Source organism: Amycolatopsis sp. NPDC003676 (genome assembly GCF_053587275.1).
The window spans coordinates 1-1,042 of record NZ_JBSFNS010000434.1; the positions used below are offsets into that span (position 1 = coordinate 1).

The following is a 1,042-nucleotide window of genomic DNA, read 5'->3' on the forward strand; positions in this document are numbered from 1 at the left end:
AGGAACTGCTCGCGGTAGGCCGTGACATCCAGGAGCGCCAGTTCAACGAGCTGGCCGCGACCGGGCTGACCCAGGTCCCCGGCAACACCTTCTCCTTCTACGACCACATCCTGGACAACGCGCTGCTGTTCGGCGCCGTGCCGTCGCGGTTCAAGGAGCACCAGGAGGGCATGCACCCCCTGGACTTCTACTTCCTGATGGCTCGCGGCAACCCGGACCTGCCGCCGCTGGAGCTGGTGCGTTTCTTCGGCACCAACTACCACTACCGCCAGCCCGAACTCGACGCCGACACCACGTTCTCGCTGCACCCCGAGGCCCTGCTCGACGAGTGGGACCGGGCGATCGCGCGCGGGATCGAGCTGCGCCCGGTCGTGCTCGGCCCGGTGTCGCTGCTGCTGCTGTCCAAGGCCGGTCACGTGCCGGGCGAGACCGAGTTCGACTCGCTGAGCCTGCTCGACAAGCTGCTGCCGTTCTACGAGGAACTGTTCGAGATCCTCGCCAAGCGCGGCTCGACCTGCGTGCAGCTCGACGAACCCTGCTTCACCGGCGAGCGTTCGGCCGCCGAGCTGGCCGCCTTCGACAAGGCCTACCAGCGGCTGGCCAAGGCCCCGCTGCGCCCGCGCATCCTGGTCACCGGCCAGTACGGCGATTTCGGTGAGGCGCTGCGCATCCTGGCCGCGAGCAATGTCGAGGCGATCGGCCTGGACCTGGCGTCCTACCGGATGACGCCGGAAGAGCTGGCCGCGATCCCGGGGATCAAGCGCAAGCGTCTGTACGCCGGTGTCATCGGCGGCACCAATGTCTGGCGTGCCGATCGTTTCGTCACGTTGAACTACCTGAACTCGATCGCCGAGGTCTGCCCCGACCTGGTCGTGTCGACCGGAACCACGCTGCTGCACGTGCCCTACGACGTGCTCGCCGAATACGACATCGACGGCAATGTCGCCGACCGGCTCGCCTTCGCCAAGCAGAAGGTGGGCGAGGTGGTCTCGCTGGCCAAGGCGCTCACCGAGGGCCCGTCGGACAACTGGCGCAAGCGCCC

1 pseudogene is annotated in these 1,042 nt (G+C 67.7%); it reads left to right on the forward strand.

Annotated elements, in window-relative coordinates:
- A pseudogene (locus ACWDNU_RS47005) lies at nt 1-1,042 on the forward strand (5-methyltetrahydropteroyltriglutamate--homocysteine S-methyltransferase); the annotation flags it as partial.